Annotated in this window: 25 protein-coding genes; 8 read left to right on the top strand and 17 right to left on the bottom strand. The window is 34.6% G+C overall.

Annotation, left to right across the window (positions count from 1 at the left end; translation table 11 throughout):
- Positions 1 to 71 precede the first annotated feature (71 nt).
- On the top strand, positions 72 to 434 hold the full coding sequence (locus ACFSRZ_RS02250) for a CoA-binding protein (protein ID WP_379664895.1): 363 nt from the start codon (positions 72 to 74) through the stop codon (positions 432 to 434).
- Here ACFSRZ_RS02250 and ACFSRZ_RS02245 read toward each other — a convergent pair.
- The 5 genes from ACFSRZ_RS02245 to pyrR are packed head-to-tail and all read right to left on the bottom strand — an operon-like array spanning position 418 to position 3,462.
- The gene (locus tag ACFSRZ_RS02245) at positions 418 to 1,338 is read right to left on the bottom strand and encodes a ribonuclease Z (RefSeq protein WP_379664894.1); all 921 of its coding nucleotides are present in this window, start codon (positions 1,336 to 1,338) and stop codon (positions 418 to 420) included. The genes ACFSRZ_RS02250 and ACFSRZ_RS02245 overlap by 17 nt on opposite strands.
- Positions 1,335 to 1,652: a T9SS type A sorting domain-containing protein gene (locus tag ACFSRZ_RS02240; RefSeq protein ID WP_379664893.1), complete on the bottom strand. Its 318-nt coding sequence runs from the start codon at positions 1,650 to 1,652 to the stop codon at positions 1,335 to 1,337. The genes ACFSRZ_RS02245 and ACFSRZ_RS02240 overlap by 4 nt, the downstream gene beginning before the upstream one ends.
- Positions 1,653 to 1,665: 13 nt before the next feature.
- Positions 1,666 to 1,986 carry a hypothetical protein gene (locus ACFSRZ_RS02235; RefSeq protein WP_379664892.1) on the bottom strand — a complete coding sequence of 107 codons (321 nt, stop codon included), beginning with the start codon at positions 1,984 to 1,986 and terminating at the stop codon, positions 1,666 to 1,668.
- 4 nt (positions 1,987 to 1,990) lie between these two features.
- Positions 1,991 to 2,920 carry an aspartate carbamoyltransferase catalytic subunit gene (locus tag ACFSRZ_RS02230; RefSeq protein WP_379664891.1) on the bottom strand — a complete coding sequence of 310 codons (930 nt, stop codon included), beginning with the start codon at positions 2,918 to 2,920 and terminating at the stop codon, positions 1,991 to 1,993.
- A gap of 2 nt (positions 2,921 to 2,922) precedes the next feature.
- Positions 2,923 to 3,462 (bottom strand): bifunctional pyr operon transcriptional regulator/uracil phosphoribosyltransferase PyrR, encoded by a 540-nt coding sequence (pyrR, locus tag ACFSRZ_RS02225; RefSeq protein ID WP_379664890.1) that lies wholly within the window; start codon positions 3,460 to 3,462, stop codon positions 2,923 to 2,925.
- A 201-nt stretch (positions 3,463 to 3,663) separates the two neighbouring features.
- Here pyrR and ACFSRZ_RS02220 point away from each other — a divergent pair, with 201 nt between their 5' ends.
- The 5 genes from ACFSRZ_RS02220 to ACFSRZ_RS02200 all read left to right on the top strand — a co-directional run bounded on the left by ACFSRZ_RS02220 (position 3,664) and on the right by ACFSRZ_RS02200 (position 9,834).
- Positions 3,664 to 5,034, top strand: coding sequence for a tetratricopeptide repeat protein (locus ACFSRZ_RS02220; protein ID WP_379664889.1), 1,371 nt, complete (start codon positions 3,664 to 3,666; stop codon positions 5,032 to 5,034).
- 106 nt (positions 5,035 to 5,140) lie between these two features.
- On the top strand, positions 5,141 to 6,064 hold the full coding sequence (locus ACFSRZ_RS02215; RefSeq protein WP_379664888.1) for a DUF368 domain-containing protein: 924 nt from the start codon (positions 5,141 to 5,143) through the stop codon (positions 6,062 to 6,064).
- Complete coding sequence (locus ACFSRZ_RS02210; protein WP_379664887.1) at positions 6,064 to 7,077, top strand: DUF368 domain-containing protein; 1,014 nt, start codon at positions 6,064 to 6,066, stop codon at positions 7,075 to 7,077. Before ACFSRZ_RS02215 ends, ACFSRZ_RS02210 begins: the two co-directional genes overlap by 1 nt.
- Entirely contained in the window at positions 7,055 to 7,819 is a 765-nt protein-coding gene (locus tag ACFSRZ_RS02205) for a shikimate dehydrogenase family protein (RefSeq protein WP_379664886.1), read from the top strand. The genes ACFSRZ_RS02210 and ACFSRZ_RS02205 overlap by 23 nt, the downstream gene beginning before the upstream one ends.
- A gap of 92 nt (positions 7,820 to 7,911) precedes the next feature.
- Positions 7,912 to 9,834 carry a DUF349 domain-containing protein gene (locus ACFSRZ_RS02200; protein WP_379664885.1) on the top strand — a complete coding sequence of 641 codons (1,923 nt, stop codon included), beginning with the start codon at positions 7,912 to 7,914 and terminating at the stop codon, positions 9,832 to 9,834.
- Positions 9,835 to 9,906: 72 nt separating this feature from the next.
- On the opposite strand, the gene ACFSRZ_RS02195 is transcribed toward ACFSRZ_RS02200, so the two are convergent.
- Both ACFSRZ_RS02195 and ACFSRZ_RS02190 read right to left on the bottom strand, forming a co-directional pair.
- Positions 9,907 to 10,680 (bottom strand): zinc ribbon domain-containing protein, encoded by a 774-nt coding sequence (locus tag ACFSRZ_RS02195; protein ID WP_379664884.1) that lies wholly within the window; start codon positions 10,678 to 10,680, stop codon positions 9,907 to 9,909.
- A gap of 3 nt (positions 10,681 to 10,683) precedes the next feature.
- Positions 10,684 to 11,778, bottom strand: a complete 1,095-nt coding sequence (locus tag ACFSRZ_RS02190) for a Nif3-like dinuclear metal center hexameric protein (protein WP_379664883.1) — start codon at positions 11,776 to 11,778, stop codon at positions 10,684 to 10,686.
- A 51-nt stretch (positions 11,779 to 11,829) separates the two neighbouring features.
- Here ACFSRZ_RS02190 and lpxK point away from each other — a divergent pair, with 51 nt between their 5' ends.
- On the top strand, positions 11,830 to 12,855 hold the full coding sequence (gene lpxK, locus ACFSRZ_RS02185) for a tetraacyldisaccharide 4'-kinase (protein WP_379664882.1): 1,026 nt from the start codon (positions 11,830 to 11,832) through the stop codon (positions 12,853 to 12,855).
- On the opposite strand, the gene ACFSRZ_RS02180 is transcribed toward lpxK, so the two are convergent.
- From ACFSRZ_RS02180 to ACFSRZ_RS02145, 8 genes are all read right to left on the bottom strand, one after another.
- Complete coding sequence (locus tag ACFSRZ_RS02180) at positions 12,815 to 13,726, bottom strand: Ppx/GppA phosphatase family protein (protein ID WP_379664881.1); 912 nt, start codon at positions 13,724 to 13,726, stop codon at positions 12,815 to 12,817. The genes lpxK and ACFSRZ_RS02180 overlap by 41 nt on opposite strands.
- Before the next feature lie 6 nt (positions 13,727 to 13,732).
- On the bottom strand, positions 13,733 to 14,221 hold the full coding sequence (locus ACFSRZ_RS02175) for a SixA phosphatase family protein (protein ID WP_379664880.1): 489 nt from the start codon (positions 14,219 to 14,221) through the stop codon (positions 13,733 to 13,735).
- Between the two features lie 36 nt (positions 14,222 to 14,257).
- Positions 14,258 to 14,905: a pyridoxamine 5'-phosphate oxidase gene (pdxH, locus tag ACFSRZ_RS02170; protein ID WP_379664879.1), complete on the bottom strand. Its 648-nt coding sequence runs from the start codon at positions 14,903 to 14,905 to the stop codon at positions 14,258 to 14,260.
- Positions 14,906 to 14,956: 51 nt separating this feature from the next.
- A complete protein-coding gene (locus ACFSRZ_RS02165) occupies positions 14,957 to 15,205 on the bottom strand; it encodes a hypothetical protein (RefSeq protein WP_379664878.1) in 249 nt (82 codons plus the stop codon).
- Positions 15,202 to 15,630 (bottom strand): hypothetical protein, encoded by a 429-nt coding sequence (locus ACFSRZ_RS02160; RefSeq protein ID WP_379664877.1) that lies wholly within the window; start codon positions 15,628 to 15,630, stop codon positions 15,202 to 15,204. Before ACFSRZ_RS02160 ends, ACFSRZ_RS02165 begins: the two co-directional genes overlap by 4 nt.
- A 10-nt stretch (positions 15,631 to 15,640) precedes the next feature.
- A complete protein-coding gene (locus ACFSRZ_RS02155; protein WP_379664876.1) occupies positions 15,641 to 16,180 on the bottom strand; it encodes an RNA polymerase sigma factor in 540 nt (179 codons plus the stop codon).
- An 81-nt stretch (positions 16,181 to 16,261) separates the two neighbouring features.
- Positions 16,262 to 16,732 carry a hypothetical protein gene (locus tag ACFSRZ_RS02150; RefSeq protein WP_379664875.1) on the bottom strand — a complete coding sequence of 157 codons (471 nt, stop codon included), beginning with the start codon at positions 16,730 to 16,732 and terminating at the stop codon, positions 16,262 to 16,264.
- Complete coding sequence (locus ACFSRZ_RS02145; RefSeq protein WP_379664874.1) at positions 16,704 to 18,167, bottom strand: sodium:solute symporter; 1,464 nt, start codon at positions 18,165 to 18,167, stop codon at positions 16,704 to 16,706. The genes ACFSRZ_RS02150 and ACFSRZ_RS02145 overlap by 29 nt, the downstream gene beginning before the upstream one ends.
- A 101-nt stretch (positions 18,168 to 18,268) precedes the next feature.
- On the opposite strand from ACFSRZ_RS02145, the gene recR reads away from it, so the two are divergent.
- A complete protein-coding gene (recR, locus tag ACFSRZ_RS02140; protein WP_379665499.1) occupies positions 18,269 to 18,886 on the top strand; it encodes a recombination mediator RecR in 618 nt (205 codons plus the stop codon).
- A 2-nt stretch (positions 18,887 to 18,888) separates the two neighbouring features.
- On the opposite strand, the gene ACFSRZ_RS02135 is transcribed toward recR, so the two are convergent.
- Positions 18,889 to 19,266, bottom strand: coding sequence for a lipocalin family protein (locus ACFSRZ_RS02135; protein WP_379664873.1), 378 nt, complete (start codon positions 19,264 to 19,266; stop codon positions 18,889 to 18,891).
- A 36-nt stretch (positions 19,267 to 19,302) separates the two neighbouring features.
- The gene (locus ACFSRZ_RS02130) at positions 19,303 to 19,905 is read right to left on the bottom strand and encodes a CopD family protein (RefSeq protein ID WP_379664872.1); all 603 of its coding nucleotides are present in this window, start codon (positions 19,903 to 19,905) and stop codon (positions 19,303 to 19,305) included.
- Positions 19,906 to 19,972: the final 67 nt, after the last annotated feature.

Genomic DNA, 19,972 nt, shown 5'->3' with positions numbered 1-19,972 from the left:
AGATGTCTAGTAGACTATTATTACTCTATCTTTGTTACCCAGTTTAACACTGTTTAACGTATTCTTAACATATGCCCAAAAAAACACTTGTTCTCGGAGCTTCATTAAATGAAAGTCGCTATTCTAATATTGCCATTCATAGATTAAGAGCTAGAAGTATACCGGTTGTAGCTTTTGGTTTAAGGGAAGGGAAGGTAGTTGATGTTACTATTGATACTGATAGACAGGATTATAGTGATGTTGATACGGTTACATTATACCTAAATCCGAAAAGACAACAAGAGTATTACGAGTATATAATTGGACTCAAACCAAGAAGAGTTATCTTTAATCCGGGAACAGAAAACATGGAATTTGTTTCTTTATTAAGAGAAAATGGGATAGAATCGGAAATTGCCTGTACGTTGGTATTGTTGTCTATGAACAAATACTAATTTTTTTACCGGCATCTGCCAAAATAACCTCTTCAAAAACTTCTTCGGCCTCTTTTTTAAAGAGACTAACATCATTATACCTACTGGAATAATGACCCAAGATGAGTTTTTTTACATCAGAAGCTTTGGCAATCTTAGCTGCTTGTTTGGCTGTAGAATGCTTTGTTTTTTTTGCAAGATCTTCTCTGTCTGATAAAAAAGTAGACTCATGATACAGTAGATCAGAATTTTCGATTACATCTTTGATCTCAGGTTTGTAAGAAGTATCACTGCAATAGGCGTAACTCAAAGGTTTGGAAGGTTCCTTTGTTAGTACTTCATTTTTGATGGTATCTCCGTTTGATAGTACAAAATCTCTACCTGCTTTTAAGTTGTTGTAATCACAAATATCGATCTCACTATATTGTTTGATAACATCGATATTCAAATTTCTAGGCTTTGGTTTTTCTTTGAACAAAAAACCGTTGGTATATACTCTGTGATTTAAAGGAATGGTTCGAACTTCTACTTTATTGTCTTCAAAAATAAGTTCACTCTTTTTAGAGGTAAGCTCGTGAAAGACCAATTCAAAGTTGATATGAGACTTTGAGTAAGTAAGCTGAATGTCAATAAGTTCTTTGATTCCTTTAGGCCCATATATATGAAGAGGCTTTTCTCGACTCAAAATACCAAAAGTTGAAATCAACCCAATTAGTCCGAAAAAATGATCACCATGCAAGTGTGAAATGAAAATATGATTGATCTTAGAGAAGCCAACTTTGTATTTTCTCATTTGACGTTGCGTGCCTTCTCCACAGTCGATTAAAAAATGACGTGAGTTAATTTCTAGATATTGAGCGGTGGGGTGGGCGTTAACTCTAGGTGTTGCAGAATGGCATCCTAAGATTGTAAGTTCTAAACTCATTTAATTACAAAACGTTTAGAAACAAGCTCTCTACTGTTTTGAATTGCGTAAATGTACATTCCAGATCTGAGATTGTTTCTAGAGAAAGGAATAGAATTTCTTCCTTTTTTTACTTTAACTCTCTTGGTATATACTGTTTTTCCTAAAACATTTTTAATACTAAGAGTAATTGTTTGATCTGAATTAGAGACAACAATAATTTTAGTTTCGTTAACGAACGGATTAGGTGCAGCAGACAATTTCGTTAGCGATTTTTGAGAAAATGCCAACGTTGCAGTAAAAAGAAAAAGTGTAAAAAGTACTTTTTTTATCATACAGTTTGCTTAGTTAAAAACCTAAATCACGTTCTATTGCTTCCATCTCCAACACATCTTCAGCTTCTTGCAATGTAGGTACAATATTAAGATTTTCGGGAAAATCATCAATATCGATTCCTGATTTAATCACTACAAATGACATGCCATTTACCTTCAAATCAGAAGCAATATTCAAAAATAAAGAGATTTTTGAATTGTCAATGTTAAGATTTTCAGAAACTTCAACAACCAAATGATTGGTTTTTAAACCCTCCCATTTTTGTTCAAACTGATCCTGAGTAGATGCATCAATTCGAACAAGGGTATACTTGTCTTTTTGTTGAATTTCCATAATGTTATCGTTTGATCTGTTGTGCTAACAAGTAGATAACAGCCATTCTTACAGCTACTCCGTTCTCTACCTGATTTAAGATTATAGACTGATCTGCATCTGCAACATCACTTGTAATTTCAACCCCTCTGTTAATTGGTCCGGGGTGCATGATCACTATCTTCTTTCCTAAGTTGTCTAGGATTTCTTTATTGATTCCGAAGAGCTGTGTATACTCTCTTGTAGAAGGGAAATACTTGATGTCCATTCGCTCATGTTGTACTCTTAGAACATTTGCAACATCACACCATTCCAAAGCTTTTTTGATGTTGGTTTCTACTTCAACTCCTAAACTTGTAATATACTTAGGAATAAGAGTTGTAGGTCCGCAAACTTTTACTTGAGCACCTTGTAGCTGTAGCGCGAAAATATTGGAAAGTGCCACTCTGGAGTGTAAAATGTCTCCTACAATGACTATTTTTTTTCCTTTTACAGATCCAAGAGCTTCTTTTATAGAGTAAGAATCTAGTAAAGCTTGAGTTGGATGTTCATGAGTTCCATCACCGGCATTAATAATCTTAGCATCTACATGTTTCGAAAGAAATACTCCGGCTCCTACATTAGAGTGTCTCATCACAACAATATCTACCTTCATAGAAAGAATGTTGTTGACAGTGTCTATAAGAGTTTCTCCTTTTTTTACGGAAGATTGCCCGGCAGAAAAGTTTATTACATCAGCAGATAACCTCTTTTCAGCTAATTCAAAAGATAGTTTTGTTCGCGTACTGTTCTCAAAGAAAAGATTGGCTATCGTAATATCTCTTAAAGAAGGAACCTTTTTAATAGGTCTATTGATAACTTCTTTAAAATGATTAGCAGTTTCAAAAATAAGGTCGATATCATTTTTGGTTAGATATTTAATTCCCAACAAATGGTCTACACTTAACTGCTTCATAATTATTTGTTATCTATATATACTGTGTCTTTCTTATGGAGTTCTTTCCAGTTAACGATCACACGTTCTTCATTAATAGCATCTACTTGTCTTCCTTTATAATTAGGTTGTATTGGCAGATGTCGGCTAAATCGCCTGTCAATCAATACCAGCAACTCTACATTCTCAGGTCTTCCGTAAGATTGTATAGCGGTTAAAGCAGATCGTACACTTCTTCCCGAAAACAATACATCATCAATAAGGACAACCTTTTTATTTTCAATCAAAAAATCGATTTGAGTATCAGTTGCTTCTAAAGGTTCATCTCTTCTTCTAAAATCATCTCTGTAAAAAGTAATGTCTAAAAGTCCCAATTTTAGGTCTTTGATTTTATAATCTTTTTCCAGAATGCTAGCGAGTCGTTTTGCCAAATAAGATCCTCTTGGCTGTAAGCCAATAAGAGCTGTTTCAGAAAAATCGTTGTGATTCTCAATTAACTGACAAGCTAATCGATGAAGGATGATTTCAATTTCTTTAGAGTTTAGTAAGACTTTTTTGCTCATGAGAAACGTGTCGTTCAGCTAATTGCTAAAGTACGGCAAAGCTAGTGCAAAAAAAGAGACGAGCAAAATTTATCTAGGGCAAATCAACTTTAGCATGACTTTTGAATTGTTAATTAAATTGTTGAAAACAAAAGCAGCCTCTTTTAAAGATGCTCAAGATGAATATTAATTTTAAAGAAGTAATTCAAATCATTAATGCGTATGTCATTGTCAAAGTTTGAATCGATGCTAAAAACCAATAGCGTTTATTTTTTCGACCTAGTAGAATTTGAAGAAATAATAGTTCACTATCTCGACACCGGTAAACATTCTCTTGCAAAAAAAGCTGTGCAATTAGGATTAGAACAACATCCTACCTCTATAGACCTCAAATTATTAGAAGTAGAAATCTTGATTTTCGATAACAATCTCGAAAAAGCTTCTGTGTTGGTCAAGAAAATAGAGCAGTTAGCTCCCAATAATGAAGAGGTATATATTCAAAAGGCTACTATTTTATCAAAAGAAGGAAGACATAAAGAAGCTATTCAGAATCTAAAAATAGCCCTTTTGCATTCTGATGATAAAGTAGATATCTGGTCGTTGATGGGTATGGAATACTTGTATTTAGACGATTTTGAAAATGCACGATTGAGCTTTGCCAAATGTATTGATGTAGATTATGAAGATTACTCAGCTCTATACAATGTGGTTTATTGTTTTGATATGGAGAAAGACCACGAACAAGCAATAGACTTTTTAAATGCATACATTAATAAGAATCCTTATAGCGAAGTAGCTTGGCATCAATTAGGAAGGCAGTATTTTGTTTTAAACATGTTTAAGGAAGCCTTAACCTGTTTTGATTATGCTGTTTTGATTGACGAATCGTTTTTGGGTGCCTATTTAGAAAAAGCAAAAACATACGAACAGCTTGGGCAGTACGAAGATGCGATAAACAATTACATGATCACACTTGAGTTAGACGATCCTACGGCTTATGCTTACGTAAGAGTAGGAGAGTGTTATCATGAGTTGGGAGAGTCGGAAACGGCAATTAGTTATTATAAAAAAGCAGTTCATGAAGACCCTTTGTTAGACAAAGGTTGGATACTGTTGACTAATGCTTTTTATTCTCAGGGAGATTATCAAAAAGCATTGTATTATATCACAAAGGCATTAAAGATTGATGAGAGCAATGCCTTGTATTGGAGAAAATATTCAGACATCAATATCAAACTGAGTTTTTACGAAGAAGCAATAAAAGGATTTGAATCTTGTCTTCAGTTAAAAGACGAATCTATTGAAATATACGTAGCATTGGCTGATGTGCTACTGTTTATAGGTGATTTTAATGATGCTCTAAACGTTCTGTTTCGCGCGCAAAAATACTATAAGAATTTTGCAGAAATAGAATACAGATTGTCAGGATTATTCTTTGTCCTGAACAAAGAGCATTATGGAATTACCCACTTGATTAATGGAATGAAGATCGATTACGATTATCATAGCATTGTTCAAGAGTTGTTCCCTACCGTTTATGATCTTCCACAAGTACAAAAATTACTTGCCGATTATAAAAAAGCAACTGAATAGGATTAGGGGGTTGATTAATTTGAAAAAAGCCGATTTTTCGGCTTTTTTTCTTTTTCTATAGTATGTGATTTTACCCTATCTTCGTAATCTACATAACAAACAAACCATGAGTCGATCTATCAAAGATTATATTATTATCTCCTTAAAAGGAATGTCTATGGGAGCCGCAGATGTAGTTCCGGGAGTATCCGGAGGAACGATTGCTTTTATTTCTGGAATTTATGAAGAATTATTAACCTCAATAAGTAGTTTTAACTTAGGTCTTATAGGGGTTTTAAGAAAAGAAGGAATCAAAGCCGTTTGGAACAAAGTAAACGGAAACTTTCTCTTGGCTCTTTTTATTGGAATTGCTATTAGTATTGTCTCATTGGCAAAAGCCATCAAGTGGCTTTTAGAAAATGAGCCTGTTCTTTTGTGGTCATTCTTTTTCGGATTGGTTTTGGCTAGTATCATTTACATTGCCAAACAGATTACGAATTGGAATGGAGTAACCATACTGTATAGTATTTTAGGAATTGCTTTTGGTTATGCAATTACAGTTATACCTTCTGTGTCAAGTCAAGAAGCCAATCTTTTATTCTTGTTTTTTGCAGGAGCTATAGCTTCTTGCGCCATGATCTTGCCGGGTATTTCAGGCTCTTATATATTACTGTTGATGGGAGCTTATGCTACTGTAATGACGGCGGTAACCGATAGAGATTTGGTAGTGATTGCAGTTGTAGCAGTAGGAGTAATCGTAGGGTTATTGTCTTTTTCTAGGGTATTAAAATGGCTGTTCTCTAAATATAAAAACATCATGTTAGCTGCTTTGATGGGAATCATGATAGGTTCTATCAATAAAATATGGCCATGGAAAGAAACAGTAACTACTTACACAGATAGGCACGGGGAGGTAAAACCATTACTTGAAAAAAGCATCTTACCAGGATCTTATGAAGGAGATCCGCAAATTATGATGGCAGTTGTATTAGCTGTAGCCGGTTTTGCTTTAATATTCCTTTTAGAACGATTAGCAAGAGAAAAGAATTAATGCACAGAGACAGATCTCTTATAGAAAAGACCTTCCTTTTTTTAAAGGGACTTGCCATGGGAGCTGCAAATAAGGTTCCGGGAGTCTCAGGAGGAACAGTATCTTTTGTATTAGGTTTTTATGAAGAATTGATCTATTCCTTTCAAAAGATCAATGGCATTGCATTTAAACTATTTATCAACGGACGTTTTAAGAGCTTTTTCAGATACATCAATGCACAATTTTTAGGCTTGGTTCTAGCAGGAAGCATCTTCAGTTATTTTAGTGTTTCTCTGGTACTTGATTATTTCTTAAAACATTACGAGCTATATGTTTGGAGTTGGTTCTTTGGTATGATCATCGGTTCTATTTGGTATATAGGAAAAGATTTTGGCGAATGGAATGTAAAGAATACACTTTCACTTATTATTGGAGCTAGCATTGGAATAGGAATCAGTTTTTTAACTCCGGCAGGAGAGAACGATAATTTGTGGTTTGTTTTTATCTGCGGAATTATAGGTGTTTCCGGAATGACACTTCCGGGACTGTCAGGTTCTTTTATTTTAATTCTTCTAGGAAATTATGTACTGCTCTTGGTAGATTCGGTGAATGTTCTTTTTGGAGTGATCACAGATATAGTTTTGTCTTGGAACTTTGATTTTGTAGATGACCCGGAGCGAATACGATATTTAAAGATCATTGGGGTTTTTACAGCAGGATCTGCATTTGGTTTGGTATCTATTTCTCATGTGTTAGGATATGTATTAAAAAGATGGCATCAGATAGTAACAGCAGTAATTATTGGATTTATTACCGGTTCGTTGGGAATCGTTTGGCCGTGGAAAGAGAAAATGTACAGGCAAATCAATGGCGAGTTTTTACTAGATCAAAATGGTAATAAGGTCATTGAGAATTACAGGCGCTTTCTTCCGGATTTAAGTGTAGATACAAACTGGTATGCAATCTTTTATGCAGTAGTAGGAATTTTATTAATTGTGGGAATAGATTATTATGGAAGGACAAGAAAATCGTGAGAAGCAACTTTTTGGATTGGTTGGGAAGAACATTTCTTACTCGTTCTCTAAAGGATATTTTGCTGAAAAATTTAAAGAGCTAAACCTTTCCGATCATCAATATGTAAATTTTGATATAGAAAGAATAGAAGACTTTCCAAAGATCATTCATGAGTTCAAGTTTTGTCTTAGAGGATTGAATGTAACAATTCCATACAAGCAGGATGTGTTCTTACATCTAGATAAAGTACACAAGGTTGCAAAAAAGATTGGTGCTGTTAACACCATCAGAATTACCAAAAAAGGAAATCTAAAAGGATACAATACTGATGTAATTGGATTTCAAAGGTCTCTTGAGCCTTTGTTAAAAGAGCATCATACAAAAGCATTGATCTTAGGAACCGGCGGAGCCTCAAAAGCCGTTGCTTATGCACTAAAACAATTAGGAATAAGCTATTTGAAAGTTTCCAGGCATCCAAAAAGAAAAAAAGAGATTGCTTACAAAGCTCTTACAGAACAAATCATCAAAGAACATACGGTTATTATTAATTGTACACCTTTAGGAACCTACCCTAAGGTAGAAAGGAAACCAGATATTCCATACCAATTTATTACCGATCAGCACTTATTATATGATCTCATTTACAACCCCGATGTTACTGCATTTTTAAAGTCGGGAAAAGAGAGGGGGGCTCAGATCAAAAACGGATTAGAAATGCTGGAACTGCAAGCAGAAGAATCTTGGAAGATTTGGAACAAGTAAGATTTTAAGAATCTTAAGATGATCTTTTTTGTGGTTTTGTAATACATCGTTATCTTTATAGACTGATAATAGGAACCTTAAACATTGTAGATATGTTAGACCCCAAAGAAGAAAAAGTTGAAGGAGAAGTGAATGAAACATCAAATGAAAGCACTTCTGAATCTAAAGAACAAGAAGTTTCTGATACGAAATCTGAAGCTAACGAAGTAGAAAAAACAGTTGTAGAAAGCAACGAAGAGATCGTTAAAGCCGTAGAAGAAGTTGAAGATAAAGTAGCAGAAGAGGCAGAAAAAGATGATGAAAAAACTTCAATTCCAACGAAAGATTATGATAAACTGGAACTGGAAGAATTAGCTGATGAGTTGGAAAAACTCATCAAAGGATATCCGGTGCAGCAAATAAAGGCGCACGCCGAATCTATAAAAAGTGCTTTCAATCTTAAATTTGGGAAACTATTAGCAGAAAAAAAAGAAGCTTTCTTAGCAGAAGGAGGAAATTCTATCGACTTTCAATTTTCCAGTCCGGTTAAAACACGTTATAACAAGTTACTTTCCGATTATAAAAAGCAAAGAGATTCGTACTACTCAAACTTAGAAAAACAGCTAAAAGAAAACCTTGAAAAAAGAATACAAGTTATTGAAGACTTGAAGAGGCTTATTAGTGAAGCTGATACGAAAACCATGTACAAATCTTTTAGAGAGTTACAGAATATATGGAGATCGATTGGTGCTGTTCCTAAGAATAAATACAACGATACATGGAGAACATACCATCATCATGTAGAGCGTTTTTACGATTTACTTCATTTGAGTAATGATCTTAGAGATTTAGACTTTAAGAATAATCTAGAAGAGAAATTAAAGCTCATTAAAAGAGCCGAAGAACTTTCAGAAGAACCAGACATCAACATTGCTTTTAAAGAGCTACAGAAGCTTCATAAGTTGTGGAAAGAAGATATTGGTCCTGTTGCCAAAGATATGAGAGATGAGGTTTGGCAAAAATTTAGCGAAGCTACTAAGAAGATACACGACAGAAGGCATGAGTATTTCAGAGAAATGAAATCTCAGTACAATGTAATTATAGATAAGAAGCTTGCAGTAGTTGACGAGATTAATAATTACGATTTTTCTAAAAACTCAACGCATAGCGATTGGCAAAACAGCATCAAAGCCATAGAAGCTATGCGTCAGAAATATTTTGATGCTGGGAAATTACCTTATTCAAAAAGTGAAGTTGTTTGGCAAAAATTCAAAGCTGCTACCAAGCAATTCAATCAGGCTAAAAATGCTTTCTATAAGAGAGAAAAGAATGTACAGCAGGACAATCTAAAGAAGAAACTAGAGCTAATTGAATTAGCAGAATCGTTAAAAGACAGCGAAGATTGGGATACTGCTACGAATACATTTAAAAAGATTCAATCTGATTGGAAAAAGATAGGTCATGTGCCTAGAAAATTCTCAGATGATATCTGGAAAAAGTTCAAAGCAGCTTGCAACCATTATTTTGATCGTTACCACAGTCAGAAGAATGCATTAAGTGCAGATCAACAAGCTGTTGTAGATGCAAAAGTTGCTTTCTTAGATGATTTAAAGGAAGAGAATTATACAACAAAAGAAGCAATTGGTGAGCTAATGAATGAATGGTCTGGTTTAGGAAGATTGCCTAAGAGTGCCAGAAATATAGATGCTAAGTTCAACAAAGCAGTAGATAAGATGTTGAATGGATTGTCTATAGGAAAAGAAGAGATCGCTATGCTAAAGTTTAGAAATATTATTGATGGTTATTTAGCCAATAATGATATTAGAAAACTAGATTCAGAACAATTGTTTATTCGTAAGAAGATAGACGAGAGCGTAAGAGAAATTCAACAATTGGAAAACAATTTGAGTTTTATTTCCAATGCTACTGATGACAATCCGCTTGTTAAAAATGTACGTAATAGCATTAACGAATTTAAGCAAGGCTTAGATGTATGGAAGAAAAAGCTAAGCTATTTAAGAACCTTAGATTACTAAATATCTATAAATTCATAAAAACAAAAAAGCTCAGGATATCCTGAGCTTTTTTGTTTTATCTAAAGAAACAGATTAAGCAAATAATCCGTCGATCTTTTCTTTCTCTTCTGCCGCTAAAGCTGCATCTACTAAGATTCTACCACTGTGCTCGTCAATTGTAATCTTTTTACGAGTAGCAATTTCTAATTGTACTTGTGGTGGAATGGTAAAGAATGAACCTCCTGAGGCTCCTCTTTCAATAGAAACAACAGCCAATCCGTTTTTCACTTTATTTCTAATTCTGGTATAAGCAGTTAATAAGTGATTGTCTATAGAATCTGCGAACTCTTTTGATTTTTCAATCAATAGTTTTTCTTCTTTTTCAGTTTCTTTTAAGATAGCATCTAACTCAGATTTTTTGTGATCTAAGTGTTGTTGCTGTTGGTCTAATTTCCCCTTAGTACCTTCAATTACTTCTTTCTTTTGCTCAATCTTTACTTTGAACTCTTTGATGCGCTTTTCAGCTAATTGAATTTCTAATTCTTGGTATTCGATCTCTTTAGATAAAGAATCGAATTCTCTATTGTTTCTTACCTTCTTTTGTTGCTCGTCATATTTCTTCATTAAAGACTTAGATTCTTCAATCGCTAACTTTTTGTTATTGATATCAGTTTCTAAATTGGCAACATCTTCAGACAAGTTAGAAAGTCTTGTGTTTAATCCAGCTACTTCATCTTCTAAATCTTCTACTTCTAGAGGTAACTCTCCTCTTACACTTCTAATTTCATCGATTCTGGAATCAATTAACTGTAAATCATAAAGTGCTCTTAACTTTTCTTCAACAGTAACTTCTTTCTTCTTTGCCATTGTTTATAGATAATAAATTGGATTTGTACTTTTTTCTGATAAAATGACTGCAAAACTAGTGAATTTTTTCGTAAGATGCTCAACCAAAAGGTTTTTTGTAAACTGCTCACTCTCATAATGTCCCACATCTGCTAACAAGATTTTCTCTTCAGCTTTAAAAAAATCATGGTACTTAAAATCTGCACTGATATAGGCATCTGCTTTGTTTCTTAACGCATTAGATATTGCAAAACTACCCGATCCGCCTAAAACAGCCACTCTCTTAACAGGTTTTTCTAGCTTGGCAGAATGCCTAACACACCCTGTTTTAAAGGTTGTTTTTACATGATTTAGAAACTTATTTTCTTCCATAGCTTCCGAAAATTCACCAATCATTCCCATTCCTATATCCTGATGAATATTTTCTGTGGCAATAATTTCGTAAGCAACTTCTTCGTATGAGTGATTTTCCAACAAGGCAGAGATAACAGCAGCTTCATTTTTAGATTCAAAAATTACCTGTACACAGGTTTCTTTTTCTTGATGTTGACTACCTTTCTCTCCCAAAGTAGGGTTGGATGCTTCATTACCTTTATAAGTCCCCACTCCGTCAAAATTAAAACTACACTCATCATAGTTTCCAATATTTCCGGCTCCGGCTTCAAAAAGCTTTTCTCTGAGTGCTTTGGCCTCAGATGAAGGAACATAAGTTGTTAGTTTTTTAATGATTCCTTTTTTAGGAACTAAAACCTTGAAATTCTGTAACCCCAAAACCTCACACATTCTGGCACTAACACCAACATTACTATTGTCTAAGGCAGTATGAGTAGCATAGATCGCAATATCATTTTTAATCGCTTTTAAAACAGCTCTTTCTACATAATTGTTTCCATTTAATTTTTTCAATCCACTAAAAATAATGGGATGAAAGCTTACGATCAAGTTGCAATTATTGGCAATAGCTTCTTCTACAGTTTCTTCTAAGGTATCTAATGTTACCAAAACTCCTTTTACGGTTGTTTGGTAGTTGCCTACTAACAATCCTACATTGTCAAAATCTTCGGCGTAGTTCAGAGGAGCAATTTCTTCAATAGCTTTTGTGACGTCTCTAATGGTCATAAATCAAAATTTGAAATCAAAGTTACTATTTTTGATGTACTTTCGTAGCCAATGAGATCGATTCGTATTTTATTATTTCCATTTGCCATTTTATATGATGTGGTAACAAGCATACGTAATTTATTTTACGACAAAGGAATTTTCAAATCCGAACAATTCGATATTCCTGTAATCGCAGTAGGAAACTTAAGTGTAGGCGGAACAGGAAAAACACCACAAGTAGAATATTTGATTCGTTTGTTACAGGAAAATAAAAAAGTAGCTGTACTAAGTAGAGGTTATAAAAGAAAGACCAACGGATTTGTATTGATCGATGAAGAGCATAATGCAGAAGATGTAGGTGATGAGCCATTACAATTCTTTAAAAAGTTTCCGAAAATATCTGTGGCTGTAGATGCGAATCGTGTAAATGGAATTCAGCAATTACAAAAGAAAGTACAACCGGATATCATTTTGTTAGATGATGCTTTTCAACATAGAAAAGTAAAAGCGGGGTTTTATGTACTATTAACTAAATACGGAGACCTTTATTCTAACGATTTTATTTTGCCTGCCGGAAACTTGAGAGAAAGTAGGAGAGGAGCAAAGAGAGCTGATGTAATAGTGGTTACTAAATGTCCACCTAATATTTCTCAATCAGAGCAAGAGAAGATAGAAAAGAAACTAAGAGCACAATCTAATCAGCACGTGTTTTTTAGTTATATAGGTTATGAAGAAAACACCAAAGGAGTTAGAGAAATAGCACTTGACGAGCTAAAGAATTACGAGGTGTTGCTTATTACAGGAATTGCAAACCCAACTCCATTATTAGATTTCTTAGAAGAAAAACAATGCAACATACAGCATTTGAAATTTCCGGATCACCACAATTTTGATTCACATGAAATTAAGAAGATTCAAGCTGCATTTGAGCGAATTTCTTCGGAAAAGAAGATCTTATTGACTACAGAAAAAGATTATATGCGTTTATCAGGCAGAATACACGGCTTGCATTATATCGAGATTACGTCAAAATTTTTAAGAAATCAAGAAGGTTTTAACTCCCAGATTCAACAGTATTGTAGTACAAACTCTTAATAATACCATCTGACAATCCAATCTTTGGAACATGAATCTTTCTAGCACCACTCCATTTCATAGCAGATAAATAAATCTTGGTTGCCGGAATAATTACATCAGCTCGATCCGGATTTAAGCCCAATTCGGTAATTCTATCACCATAACTCATTTTCTTTAGAAATTGATATTGAGCATTTAGGTAGATATAGGAAATAGGAGCACCTTCACTTCTTCCGGACATTTTGAAGAGTTTGTTGATGTTTCCTCCCGATCCGATCAAAGAAACCTTTCGGTATTGTTTTGTATTTTCTTTAACCCAGGCTTCTACTTTTTTAAAGGCAGCTTTGTTTTCTTGTTTGGTGTTATTTAGAAGACGAACTGTTCCGATCTTAAAAGATTTGGAAGTAATAATTTCACCTTCAGAGAATACAGTAAACTCTGTGCTCCCACCTCCAACATCAACATACAAATATGTTTTTTCGCTAGAGATCAGTTCGTTTAGATCTGTAGAGGAGATCATGGCAGCTTCCTCTTTTCCATCAATAATATCTATCTGAATTCCTGTTTTCTCTTTGACCTTTTTCGCAACTTCTTGTCCGTTTGAAGCTTCCCGCATTGCAGAAGTAGCACAAGCTTTGTATTTTTCTACACCATGAACATTCATGAGCAATTTAAAAGCCTCCATGGCATCCAGCATTCTGGCAATATTATCGTCGCTTACTTTTCCTTCTACGAAAGAATCAGCACCCAAACGAATGGGAACACGTACCAAAGCCGATTTTTTAAATTGAGGGTCTTCTTTATCGTTCTTTTCTACAACATTTGAAACCAACAAACGAATGGCATTAGAGCCAATATCGATTGCTGCATATTTTTTAATAGAAATCAATAGATATTATTTGAGGTTCTTTGGGAATTCAACCAAAATAGTACTCCCTTTTTTAATGTTTTTCCAATGTTTTTCGTCAAAGCGAATACCAATAACGCCACAAGTAGTAACATGGGCTATAGGCTTGCTTCCGAATTTGTTGACAAATGTATTGATACCGTGATCGTGGCTAAAAATAATAGCAGAACTAAAACTATCATCCAGTGCTTTTACTGTTTTTACCAAATATCCATCGCTAAAGCTGTACAGTTCTTTCTTAATTTGAAGATTGGAAAAAGGATAGTTGAAATTTCTACAGAAGATCACACCTGTATGCAAAGCTCTGTTAGCGACACTTGAAATAAAAACATCAGGTCTGTCTATTTTCTGTGCTAAGTATTTAGACATCAGATGGGCATCATTAATACCACGTTCTTTTAAAGGTCTGTCAATGTCTTCTACTCCTTCATATTTCCATGAAGATTTAGCATGTCTAACAATGTAAATTGTCTTCACCTTTTAGGACTTTATATACTGAGGTAAATATAAAAATTACGGTGCTAATCTTTCTAGCTTCCAAGAAAAATCTTCTAACAATGTATAACGAATTCTATCGTGCATTCTGTTAGGCCTTCCTTGCCAAAACTCAATAGAGACGGGCTTTACAATAAATCCGCCCCAATGATCAGGTCTCGGAATCTCTTTTCCCTCAAATTGTTGTTGATAAGTTTTTAGGCTTTTGTCTAAGGCATCTCTAGATTCAACCACTTCACTTTGCTTAGAAGCCCAGGCTCCCAGTTTACTTCCATCCGGACGGGATTCAAAATAACCATCCGATAAGTTCTCAGCAATCTTTTCGGCTTTCCCTTTGATGATAATTTGCTGTTCTAAAGCAGGCCAAAAGAAAGACAAGCATACATGATTGTTTTCCTGTATCGCTTTTCCTTTTTCAGAATCGTAGTTGGTGTAAAAGATAAAACCTTCCCAAGTGTACTTTTTTAGCAATACCACTCTGCTCTTAGGGAAACTATCTTTTCCAATGGTGCTAACAGTAACGGCATTGGTTTCTTCAACAGTATCAGATGCATCTGCTTGTAAGAACCATTTTTGAAACAATTCCATTGGGTTCTCCGGGCAGTTAGTCTCTATAAGCTCTTGCTTTTCATAGGACTTTCTGTAGTTGCTTAGGTCTTTAGACATCGCTCTTGTTTAGTGATGTAAAAATACAACCTTTTTCAATGAAATTGATTCCTAAACAAGTGTTATTCTCTCTGTAGGTAAACAGTCGGGTAAATCTTCACAAATATACCCTTGAGTGCGAATCAAGTGCATCAATTCGAGTTCATTTGCCTGATCCTTGGCTTCTATTCGTAATACATTGTCGATGTCTTCGGTATCTACAGACCATCTGTTAACTGCCGGAAGATTGTTTAGGAGCACTTTTACATGATCAACATGAGATTGTGTTTTGATATTGGTTCGTAAGATCAATAGTTTCATAAGTTGTCATTTTCTGTAGGTGATTCTTGATCAGTAGACGGTTGATTTTGTCGGAGGATGTATTCTTCGTACGCTTTTTCTCCTTCTTCTTGCCAAAATGATTCGTAATGCTTCCACTTAGAAAAATCTGAAGATGATTTTTTACCGGATTTCTTTGTCTTGCACCTATCTTCTTTACTGCTGCCTTTATCTCCACCGGCAAATCCACCGAAGAGAATTTTAGACAGTAAACAAATCCCGATAGCTTGCCAAAAAGTAATGGTTGTTAATCCGAAGATAGCAGGCATTAGCCAATTCCACAGGTACATGATTACGTATCCGAACAGTACAAATAACAAGGAAACTATGATAATGATAAACAGTATAGTTCCTACAATCACAGCAGGATTCTTACTTCTTAGTTTGTGTTTAAAATAATTTTTCATGGTATATATTTTAATTGATATTGTCTTTTAATGATTCTAATTTTTTATGCAATTGTGAGATAGCACGATGCCTTCTCGAAAGCAAAGTGCCTTCAGGAATTCCGGTTTCTTCAGATATTTCTCTGTAACTATAGCCTTCTATATCTACGGCTAGAATAATGTCTCTATGAGGAGGTTTTAAACTAAAGATGGCCTCTTTTAGTTTACTCTTCATTTCTTCAGAATAAGCATTGTCTGAATTGCTGTAAAAGAGCTCTACGAAATTGGTAAACTGATTCTCAAAACTGTCTTCTGCATGCGTATATCGTTGTTTCTTTCGCATCAGATCGATGATTCTATTTTTTATAGAATGATAGAAGAAACCGGCAATGTTATTGACAGGTGATCGTTGGTTTCGAGAAAGAATTTTTAACGCAACATCTTGAATGATGTCTTCAGCATCCCTATCGGTACTATCTTCAATTTTAGAGTGTACATAAGCCTTGAGGTTATGATACTCATCATTAAAGAATGTTTTTAGCTGTTTATCGTTTTCTGTCTCTGAAGCCATGTAAATTCCATTCGTTAGAGGTCTTCAAGTATAAAGACGAGACAGTTGTGTTTTATTGCATTTTTTTGAAAAAAAAATAAATCAAATGCTTCTGAGAATCAATGAAACGCCAATAAAGATCAAGACGATTGTGAAAGCCCAGAATTTATACTTGTTAATATTACTCTCGTATCCTTCAATTTCAGTGTCTGCAATTCTAATTTTGTCATAGATAAAATATGCGCCTATTCCGGCAATGATCCCTCCAAGTACAATAGGATATTCTTTTTCTAACACTTCCATTCCACCTAAGAAGTCCTTGATGATAGAATCATAAATAGTTAATCCTCTTAAAACTTGACTTACTCCTGCAACAGCAATAACGTAAGAAATGGTCCTTAGGTTTATGAAGTAATATAGAATAGGAATTCTGTCTTTGATGTAAAAAACTTTGCCTTTCACCAAATAGAATATGACAGCAGCAATAAGGATTAAGACTATTCCGGATTCTAAAGGATAATCATTAAAAAGAAACCCTAGTTCTTTAACCAGAAGTTTTAGCAGTGTTTTCATAGCTAGATTTTTTAAATATAGTTAACCCTATAAAGGTATAGAATCCATTCACAACCAACACAAAGAACCCAAAATCAAAACCAAAAGATTCTATGGTAAGATGATTGGTTAAAAAAGTTAGAATTGGCGCAACAATACAAATAAAAGGAACGGCTTTGTCTTTTACATTAAGCTTGGTAAACAAACCAAAAGCATACAATCCTAGCAGAGGGCCATAGGTATATCCGGCAGCTTTAAAAATATCAGCGATCACACTAGAATCTTTGATCCAATACCTAAAAATTAAAATGGTAGCGATCAAAATAAAAGAGAAAAGTATGTGAATCTTCTTTCGAATTCTTTCTTGCTCAGCTTTGTCTTTTTTCTTTTCCACTTCCAAAATGTCAATACTAAAAGAGGTCGTTAAAGAAGTAAGTGCAGAGTCGGCACTTGAGTATGCAGCGGCAATCAATCCTAGTAGGAAGAAAATAGCTGTTGCTATTCCCAAAGTTCCTTTGGTTGCAATGATCGGAAATAGATTGTCTTTGTGTGCATCAATTCCGTTTCTCTGTGCATAATCTGTCAGCAATACTCCTAAAGCTAAGAAGAAGAAGTTGACGATTACCAGAACAATGGTAAACCAAAACATATTCTTTTGCGCATCCTTTAGATTTCTACAAGTCAAATTCTTTTGCATCATATCCTGATCCAATCCGGTCATCACAACAGCAATAAAAGCTCCTGAGAAAAACTGTTTCCAGAAATAATTCCCGGCTTTGTAATCGTTAAAAAAGAAGGTTTTAGATAATTCGCTGTCGGCTACATAACTGAAGAGGTTTGAGATTTGCATTTCATCAGTAATCGTATAAATACAAACTCCAACGGCAATCAACATAAATAAAGTCTGTAAAGTATCTGTCCATACAATGGTTTTGATTCCTCCTTTAAAGGTATACAGCCAAATAAGTAAAATGGTAATGGTTACCGTTACCCAAAAAGGAACACCCATCTCATCAAACAACAATAATTGCAATACGTTGGCCACTAAAAACAAACGAAAAGCAGCTCCAATGGTTCTTGACAATAAGAAAAAGGAAGCACCTGTTTTGTAGGTGTATCGCCCAAAACGATCCTCTAAATATGTATAGATAGAAGTTAAATTCAATCTATAATAGAGTGGGAGTAAGACCAATCCTATAATGGCGTACCCCAATACATATCCCAGCACCATTTGCATATAACTCATGCTTTGCGCCTCTACCCAACCGGGAACCGAAATAAAAGTTACTCCCGATAGGGAAGCTCCTATCATTCCGAAAGCAACTAAATACCAAGGCGAAGAATTATTGGCTTTAAAAAAGGTCTTGTTGTCCGCTTTTTTTCCTGTGAGATAAGAGATAAATATCAAAACACTAAAGTAAGCGACAATGAGTAATAGAATGTGAATGGGTTGCATCGAATTTAATTACGGATGATGAATTACGAATATACAATTTTCTTCATTTGAAATTCAGAAAATCACTCGAAGTGACAATTCAAAATTGTACATTTGCCCTGATGGATTTTTCTTCTAAACTTTTAGAAAATGCGGTAAATGAAGTATCGCGTTTACCGGGAATTGGAAAGCGAACAGCACTTCGTTTGGTATTACACTTATTAAAGCAACCGGCTGAGAACACAGGGTATTTAGCCGAGGCTCTGACTCAGTTAAGAAATGAAGTAAAATCTTGTCAGAAGTGCCACAATATTTCCGATACAGTATTGTGTGATATTTGTAACAATCCTAATCGAAATGCTGAGATCGTTTGTGTGGTAGAAGATATTCGAGATGTAATGGCCATCGAAAATACGGCTCAATTCAAAGGTTTGTATCACGTTTTGGGAGGTAAGATTTCTCCTATAGAAGGTGTAGGGCCTCAGGATTTAGAAATTGAAAGTTTGGTAGAGAAAGTAAAAAGTGGTGAAGTCAAAGAATTGATCTTTGCGCTAAGCTCAACTATGGAAGGTGATACCACCAACTTCTATATCTACAAACAGATTGAAGGGTATGAAGTTGTAACATCTACTATTGCACGTGGAATCTCTGTAGGAGATGAGCTGGAGTATGCCGATGAAGTTACACTTGGAAGAAGTATTCTAAATCGAATTCCGTTTGAGCAATCGCTGAAACAATAAGCCTATTGCCTTTTATACACAACACCTTGATTTGTGATCGTAAAGGTATTGTTGTTGTCGCTAAAAACCACATTCCATATGAGAGGATTAGAATTTGAGCCAATCGTATAGGTATTGTTCCCGCTATTCACCCATTGTACTGTTTCATCTACACCTATTCTTACACAATTGTTGTTTACATCAGTATTGTAATTTTCTCCTGCGGCAGTATTATTAGCAAGGAAAGTCACAAAAGATCGTTTTTCGCAATCAGAGGCTGTAGTTCCATTCAAAGAAAATAGATTCCAAGTACCCACAATAAGGTCAGGATTATCATCATCATTTGAGGAGCAGGAAAATAGGGATAAGCAAAGCACAAGGCTTAAGAAGATCTTTTTCATAGTAAAAAGATAATGTAATTCCTTTCAGAATTTGATCTATTCATCGCTTTTTTTAGGAGTAGATTCTTTGTCTTCTAAGAATTCATCTTCAAATTTTTCCCAGTTTTTCTTTTCTCGAATTCTTTTGTAAAGCTTGATAGAAAGCATAAGTAAGACACCAAATAAAACAATCCCTACAACTCCCCAAATCCAACTCATGGCGCTTTTTAAAACAACGATAAAAACAATAGCAAATAATAAAATTGTAGCCACTTCATTCCAAATTCGAAGTTTAAACGAAGTGTATTTGATCACATCATTCTGTAGCTGTTTAAAGATAACATGACAAGCATAATGATAGAAATACAAAGCAATAACAAAAGATAGTTTTACATGCATCCAACCCATAGACAAATACGAAGGTTCCCTTATCAACATCCAAAAAGCAAAGATACTAGCCAAAATTGCCGAAGGCCAGGTAATAATATACCAAAGACGTTTGCTCATTAACTTATATTGAGTCTGTAAAATTCCTTTGGCAGGTTCTTCCTTTTGTTCTGCTTCAATATGGTAGATAAACAATCGAACGATATAAAACAATCCCGCAAACCAAGTGATCACGAAGATAATGTGTAGAGCTTTGATGTATTGAAAATCCATATTTTATCAAGTGTTAGATGTTAGTATAATACCATAAATTTATTTTCGTAGCGTAAATATATTTTTA

The sequence above is a fragment of the Pseudotenacibaculum haliotis genome (assembly GCF_042684245.1).
GTDB classification, from domain to species: Bacteria; Bacteroidota; Bacteroidia; order Flavobacteriales; family Flavobacteriaceae; genus Polaribacter; species Polaribacter haliotis_A.
The sequence above is the reverse complement of the archived record's forward strand: the minus strand, read 5'-3'. Positions and strand labels throughout refer to the sequence as shown.